This is a genomic window from Caballeronia sp. (assembly GCF_049581465.1).
Classification (GTDB): Bacteria; Pseudomonadota; Gammaproteobacteria; order Burkholderiales; family Burkholderiaceae; genus Caballeronia.
In genome coordinates, this window is sequence record NZ_JBAUSA010001112.1 from 1 (window position 1) to 6,330 (window position 6,330).

Below are 6,330 nucleotides of genomic sequence, written 5' to 3' on the forward strand. Positions count from 1 at the left end.
GGATAGCACCCTGGTTCGTCGACGTCCGACCGTGAAAAACATCGTGCCTCCAAAACAAAAACACCCCACGTTTGCTCCGCGCTCGCTGTGTACCCGCCTGCTGCCTACCTGTTTGCGCTTCGTGCGATCCTCTTCGCGAGGTGCCGCATGACCCTGCTGTTCCTGCAGCTCGCGTTGATGCTCGTCGTGATCCTGGCGGCCTCCGAACTCTTTACCAATGCGCTGGAGCATCTCGGCGAACGACTCGGCATCTCCGAAGGCGTGACCGGTTCGTTATTTGCGGCAATCGGCACGGCGTTGCCTGAGACTAGCGTGCCGATCATCGCGTTGATGGCCGGCACGGCGAGCCAGGCGGTGAACGAGGAAATTGGCGTGGGCGCCATTCTCGGCGCGCCGTTGATGCTCGCGACATTGTCGACGTGCCTGATGGCTATCGCGGCATTGAAAACGCGCGGCCTCAAGGGAGTCGTCGCGCCGGAGCGGACGGGTTTCACGCGTGACCTCAATTACTTCCTCTGCGCATTCATGATCGCCGCAGCCGCGATGTTCGTGCCGCATCACGCGTGGGAAGTGCGCGCGTTGTTCTCGGTCGGGCTTGTCGGCGTGTACGTGACGTACGTGGTGCAGACGTTTCGTGCGTCGGCGGGTCTGGTAGAAGACGGACACGGCACGGAGGCACCCGAGCGCCTGATGCTTGCGCGCGTCGGCTTGCCCACGACGCTTGGCGTCATCGTTTTGCAAATGTTCATCGCCCTCGTGCTGCTCGTTGGCGGGGCGAAGGGGTTTATTTCTGGCGTGGAAGGGGTGTCGAAGGTACTGGGCGTCTCGGCGCTGCTGCTCTCGCTGATCATCATCCCGATCGCCACCGAGTTGCCCGAAAAGGTCAATAGCATCATCTGGGTGCGGCGCGGTAAAGACACGCTTGCGTTTGGCAACATCACGGGCGCGATGGTTTTTCAGGGCACGCTGCTTCCGGGTATCGGCATCATGCTCACGCCCTGGGCACCACGCGTCGAAGTGTTGACCGGCGTGTTTATCACGCTTGCCGCGGCTGCGTGGCTGCGCTTGAACGCCAGGAAAGGCGGGATCGTGTTATGGGCGCTGCTCGTCAATGGCGGACTCTACGTTCTGTATTTGCTATTGACGTTGGGGCGCTGAACGGCGCGGCTGGCCATGTTTTGCCGCTTTGAGACGCTTCGCGCCCCGGCGGATTCGCGGGTATTCTTTTCGTCTGCAGCCCTTTGTGGGTTTGCCGACAACAGCCAAGGAGCGAGCATGCAGCATCGCACAATCGGTACATCGGACCTCAAGGTCGCGCCGCTGGTCTTCGGCGGTAATGTGTTCGGCTGGACGGCCGATGAGCGCACGTCGTTTTCCATCCTCGATGCGTTCGTCGATCACGGCCTTAATTTCATCGATACGGCAGACGTTTACTCCGCCTGGGTCGAAGGCCACCAGGGCGGCGAGTCTGAGCGGATCATCGGCAAGTGGCTCAAGGAAAGCGGCAAGCGCGACAAGGTCGTGCTTGCGACCAAGGTGGGGATGCTGAGCACCCGTCCGGGGTTGTCGGCGGCGAATATCGAGGCTGCCGTCAACGATTCGCTGAAACGGCTGAAGACCGATTACATCGATGTGTATTTTTCTCATCTCGATGACGAAAAGACCGCGCTCGACGAGACGCTGGCGGCCTATCAGGCGTTGATCCAGGCGGGCAAGGTCCGCGTAGTCGGCGCGTCCAACTACACCGGCCCGCGGCTTGCGGCAGCGTTGGCGGTATCGAGGGACCAGCGCCTGCCTGTCTATCAGATCTTGCAACCGGAGTACAACCTCTACGATCGCGCGGGTTACGAGGATGATCTCGAACCGGTCGTGATGGAGCATAAGGTGTCGGTGGTGACCTATTTCAGCCTGGCGAGCGGCTTTTTGAGTGGAAAATACCGTTCGAAGGCCGATACTGAGCGGCGTGCACGTGGATCGCGCGTGGAGAAATATCTCAACGATCGCGGGATGAGAATTGTCGATGCGCTCGTGAAAGTCGCGAATCGCCATGACACCGCGCCGGCTACGATCGCGCTTGCGTGGCTGATCGCGCGGCCGAGTGTGACGGCACCGATTGCGAGCGCGACTTCGGTAAAGCAATTGGAAAGTCTCGCCGAGGCCACGCGGATTTCGCTGGAGCCAGAGGACATTTCGACCCTGAACGAAGCCAGCGATACCGCATGAAGGCGGCAAAAACCGAGCGCCGTCAGGGGGTTGCATTCGCACACGACTGCATTGCGGGGTTGGCGAGTTGACGCCAATCTGATAACATCTCCGCCGAATCGAGATTTTTGCCCGATGGCATCGCTATTTCCGCGACGCTTGGCGGCCCGAAGTGCGTATTCTGTGTTTTGTGGAATACGCATCGCGTGATCGGCGGTGAAACTCCACCTCTCTCTTTTCCGGCCTCCGTGGCCGCTTTGCTCGTGTCCGCTGCATTGGGTGGACGATCGGAGTGCCGGCGCGTGGCGTTTGTCCCGCTGTTTCACGCTTCGCCGCGCAGTCAGAAAAACGTATTAGCGATTTAGGACTTCCATGACCACTATTGTTTTGAAAGAAAACGAGCCGTTCGACGTTGCGATCCGTCGCTTTCGCCGGACCATCGAGAAGAACGGCCTGATCGCCGAACTTCGTGAACGCCAGTCGTACGAAAAGCCGACGACGGCACGCAAGCGCAAGAAGGCGGCTGCAGTTAGCCGTCTGCGCAAGCGGCTGCGCAGCCAGATGTTGCCGAAGAAGATGCACTAAGTTGGGAAAAGTTGCGGCTTTACCTTTACGGGTAGGGCTGCGGCTTTCTGCGGCAACATAGCAAAACGGCGGTGCCACCCGAAAGGGTTGCATCGCCGTTTTGCTATGTGAGTCCCATGAGCGGTGCCGGGCAGGGTGTCTAGACGAACGCGTGCCTTTCCCCGACGCGGGCCAGCAATCGAGGCCATTGATCGACGGCGAAGTCGTCGTGGACTTCCTCCAGTTCGATCAGCAATCCCACGATTTCCGGATCGTAGGCGTCTACGTCCGACGCGTACAGCGCGCGCAGCAACGTACCGTCTTTCGCGTGGCGATAATACGAGATCCCGATGCCTTCTATTTCCGGCCGGTACACCTCGTCAGTCACCAGCGAGCCGATCGCGCACTTGCGGCCATGGCTACTTCGAAGCCGGCATGAGCCGTTTTCATCCTCCGACACAGCCCCTTGCGCGAGCAGATGGGCGCTCACGCGCTCATAGATGTCCCTCGCGCTCAACATCGGGCGATTGGTTGGGTGACTCATTGGATGATTCATTGCGTGGCTCACTGCATTGTTCGTTCGATGCCGTTCGTGGTGCATGCCGCGGCTTGGCGCCGCGAGCGAGCGACTCGAACTTGCCGTACCGCTTCAGGCTGCTGATTTAAGGCGATCAGCCGACAAATTGAACTGCCTCGCGATCGACATCAAGCGCTCGCGCCACTCCCATTTGCCGAACACGTCGTGCACGTTTTGCAGGCAGCTAAGCAACTCGACGGTGGCTGGGTCGTAGACGTTGATATTCGAACGCAACAACGCCCTTTTGAGCGCAGCGATACCCACGTCCATGTAGGCGGGGACCGAGTCGGGCGCTTTATTGATGTAGCGGATGGGCACGCCTTCCATGGCCGTCATATAGTCGCGCGGCTTGATGAAGCTACCGACAGGGCAGCCACCGCAATATCCGCGATACGCGCCGCCGCCGTGGAGCAAAAGACCGGCCTGGCCTTGACCGAACAAGTGATGAACGGCCTTGTCGAAGATTTCCTGGTGGGTCAGGAAGTGAAGATTTTTCATTTTCGTTCTCCCCTGCGCGAACGCAGTGGTTTTTGTCAATTCAAGCAATCCACGCCTTCAGTATCGGCCGCAGCGCTTGCCTCATCCGCGCTATAGGCCACATACAACGGCGTCATTCAGTCCACAAAGTGGTTCAGAGCTCTAACTTCTCCGAGCGCAGCTTCTGGCCGATTACGGATCGATAAATGCCAGCGCTTCCTTATATATAACGGCACTTGCCGGTAAAAAAGGACACGCTATGTGCGGCAGGCCGCAATTCTGACATGGTGCGAATCGCCTTGCAGCGCACCATTTGCACGCTCGTGCGTTGTCACAAAAGCCTCAGAGGGTGATTCACCGCAAAAAATGCTGCCGGGTAAGTATTTTCCCTAGTAACGCCACAAATTGCGAAAAATGTTGCGAAAACGCAATGTTCTTATCCGGATTGGCAATAGAGGGAAGTGACTAATTCTTTTTATGCGCGGCTGATTTTTGCTTAACTCCGGCGGACGGTTCCTTGGTGCGGCAAAAGCAGCTTGCTTCGTGGTCGTTGACCAGTCCGGTTGCCTGCATGAATGCATAGCAAATTGTGGTGCCGACGAATTGGCAGCCATATTTCTTGAGTGCGCGGCTCATGGCGTCGGATATTTCGTTTGATGCTGGCGCTTGGGTGTACGAGTCGCGTGGATTGTCTATGGATGCGTTGTTGACGAAAGACCAGATGAAATTCGCGAGCGAGCCGTGTTCGGCCTGAATGCGTTGCACTGCCCGGGCGTTCGCGACTGCTGATGTGACCTTGGCGCGGTTCCGTACGATGCGAGCATCAAGGAGAAGGCGCGCAACGTCGTCTTCGGTAAAAGCAGCGACGCGATCCAGGTCGAAATCTTTAAATAGGGCTCGATATCCCTCGCGCTTGTTGAGAATGGTTGACCAGGAAAGACCTGCTTGGGCGCCTTCGAGGATGAGCATTTCGAACAGGTGTTGATCGTCGCGTGACGGGACGCCCCATTCTTCGTCGTGGTAGCGAGCTAGCGCGTTGGTGGTTGCCCATCCGCAGCGATGCGGCGCGACGGCTTCCGTGGGTTCGGGTTGCGCCGGTTGCGCGGGTTTCTGGGGTTGTTTGGTCTTGTTCATGTGTGCTGAAGGGCGTTGAATTGATGTTCGATCAGGATAGTCGGATTGATATGGAGCGAATAGTCGGCCGATTGGGAGGGGGGCGAGGCTGGACGGGAGCGAGCAGGAGGCAGGGAGGTCAGGGAGGTCGGGAGGTCAGGGAGGTCAGGGAGGCGGGGATCCGGGGAGGTTTGGCAGGTTGGGCGTTGGAGGCGAAGCGTGTGCGTGGCGTTTGAGTGCGAGGAGGGTGTTCAACTGCGGGATAAGATTTCGGGGGCCGTGCTACGTTAGTGCCAAAAACCTGAAGTGATCGACGACGACACTGAGGTATCCGCGGTTTGAACGCGTTTCTTTGCTTCGTTTCTTTGCGCGTTTGCAAAGAAATGAAGTCCGGCCCCGGATAGGGGCTAACAGTAATAAGCAAGAAAATCCGACCTATGCAGAACGACCACGCGAGCAGGAGGACTCCACCCTTGCCCCACACTCGCCGCGAGCCCCTCCAAACCAGCAACAAGCGCCCAGCGCCTTACCTCCTCGGTATCGATGGCGGCGGTACCGGCACTCGCGTCATCCTCGCAACCGCCGACGGAAGCGAACTATCGCGAGCTGAAGGCGGGCCCTCGGGCCTTGGGCTCGGCATTGATCGAGCGTGGGCGGCGATCTCGACCGCGTGCGCGCTCGCATTCGAGAAAGCGGGCCTGCCGTTCGATTGGAGCGCATGCGCGCTCGGCTGCGGACTAGCGGGCGTCAACCACGCAGGCTGGCTACAGCAATTCCGCGAGGCCGCACCGAGCGTCCGCGCGCTTGAGATAGAAAGCGACGCCTTCACAACACTGCTCGGTGCACATGGCGGAGAACCGGGCGTGATCGTCGCACTTGGAACGGGCAGCATCGCGGCGGTGCTAAACGCCCAAGGGCAGGTCGGCATCGCGGGCGGCTACGGTTTTCCGAGCGGCGACGAGGCGAGCGGCGCGTGGCTAGGCCTACGAGCGGTCGTACACCTCCAGCAAGCCCTGGACGGAAGGACCCCCGCCGATGCGTTTTCCCACGCATTGCTAGCACGCACCGGCGCGACCGATCGCGACGGTCTGGTCGTCTGGCTGACCGGCGCCAACCAGACCGGCTACGCAACCCTCGCACCGACGCTATTCGAGCATTCAGGCCATCCCTTCGCCGCGCGTCTGCTCGATGAGGCCGGCCGCGAGATCGAAAAAATGACGACGGCGCTCGACGCGGCGAAAGCGCTGCCGGTCGCCTTGTGCGGCGGCCTCGCCGCGCCCCTAGAGCCGTTCGTGCCATCTGCCCTGCGCGCAAGGCTGCGCAAGCCGTTCGCCGACTCCGCCACCGGTGCGCTCCAACTCGCCCGACGCGGATTCACCGGCGCCACATCGCATGGG

Annotated in this window: 7 protein-coding genes; 4 read left to right on the forward strand and 3 right to left on the reverse strand. The window is 59.9% G+C overall.

Going from position 1 to position 6,330, the window contains the following annotated elements; genetic code table 11:
* Positions 1-147 precede the first annotated feature (147 nt).
* From WCA53_RS27100 to rpsU, 3 genes are all read left to right on the forward strand, one after another.
* Positions 148-1,158, forward strand: a complete 1,011-nt coding sequence (locus WCA53_RS27100) for a sodium:calcium antiporter (RefSeq protein WP_423917954.1) — start codon at positions 148-150, stop codon at positions 1,156-1,158.
* 117 nt (positions 1,159-1,275) lie between these two features.
* Entirely contained in the window at positions 1,276-2,223 is a 948-nt protein-coding gene (locus WCA53_RS27105; RefSeq protein WP_423917957.1) for an aldo/keto reductase, read from the forward strand.
* A gap of 351 nt (positions 2,224-2,574) precedes the next feature.
* Complete coding sequence (gene rpsU / locus WCA53_RS27110; protein ID WP_035942296.1) at positions 2,575-2,787, forward strand: 30S ribosomal protein S21; 213 nt, start codon at positions 2,575-2,577, stop codon at positions 2,785-2,787.
* Between the two features lie 139 nt (positions 2,788-2,926).
* Here rpsU and WCA53_RS27115 read toward each other — a convergent pair whose 3' ends face one another.
* The 3 genes from WCA53_RS27115 to WCA53_RS27125 all read right to left on the reverse strand — a co-directional run bounded on the left by WCA53_RS27115 (position 2,927) and on the right by WCA53_RS27125 (position 4,954).
* The gene (locus WCA53_RS27115; RefSeq protein WP_423917962.1) at positions 2,927-3,310 is read right to left on the reverse strand and encodes a hypothetical protein; all 384 of its coding nucleotides are present in this window, start codon (positions 3,308-3,310) and stop codon (positions 2,927-2,929) included.
* Between the two features lie 105 nt (positions 3,311-3,415).
* Entirely contained in the window at positions 3,416-3,841 is a 426-nt protein-coding gene (locus WCA53_RS27120; RefSeq protein ID WP_423917966.1) for a hypothetical protein, read from the reverse strand.
* Positions 3,842-4,285: 444 nt separating this feature from the next.
* On the reverse strand, positions 4,286-4,954 hold the full coding sequence (locus WCA53_RS27125) for a DNA-3-methyladenine glycosylase I (RefSeq protein WP_423917970.1): 669 nt from the start codon (positions 4,952-4,954) through the stop codon (positions 4,286-4,288).
* A gap of 452 nt (positions 4,955-5,406) precedes the next feature.
* Here WCA53_RS27125 and WCA53_RS27130 point away from each other — a divergent pair.
* A partial coding sequence (locus tag WCA53_RS27130; RefSeq protein ID WP_423917975.1) for a BadF/BadG/BcrA/BcrD ATPase family protein occupies positions 5,407-6,330 on the forward strand: 924 nt, incomplete at its 3' end.

Excerpts from the sequence above, each read along its gene's own strand:
- WCA53_RS27120 (WP_423917966.1), bottom strand. The coding sequence starts at position 3,841 with ATGAAAAATCTTCACTTCCTGACCCACCAGGAAATCTTCGACAAGGCC.
- rpsU (WP_035942296.1), top strand. The coding sequence starts at position 2,575 with ATGACCACTATTGTTTTGAAAGAAAACGAGCCGTTCGACGTTGCGATC.
- WCA53_RS27115 (WP_423917962.1), bottom strand. The coding sequence starts at position 3,310 with ATGAGTCACCCAACCAATCGCCCGATGTTGAGCGCGAGGGACATCTAT.
- WCA53_RS27105 (WP_423917957.1), top strand. The coding sequence starts at position 1,276 with ATGCAGCATCGCACAATCGGTACATCGGACCTCAAGGTCGCGCCGCTG.
- WCA53_RS27125 (WP_423917970.1), bottom strand. The coding sequence starts at position 4,954 with ATGAACAAGACCAAACAACCCCAGAAACCCGCGCAACCGGCGCAACCC.
- WCA53_RS27100 (WP_423917954.1), top strand. The coding sequence starts at position 148 with ATGACCCTGCTGTTCCTGCAGCTCGCGTTGATGCTCGTCGTGATCCTG.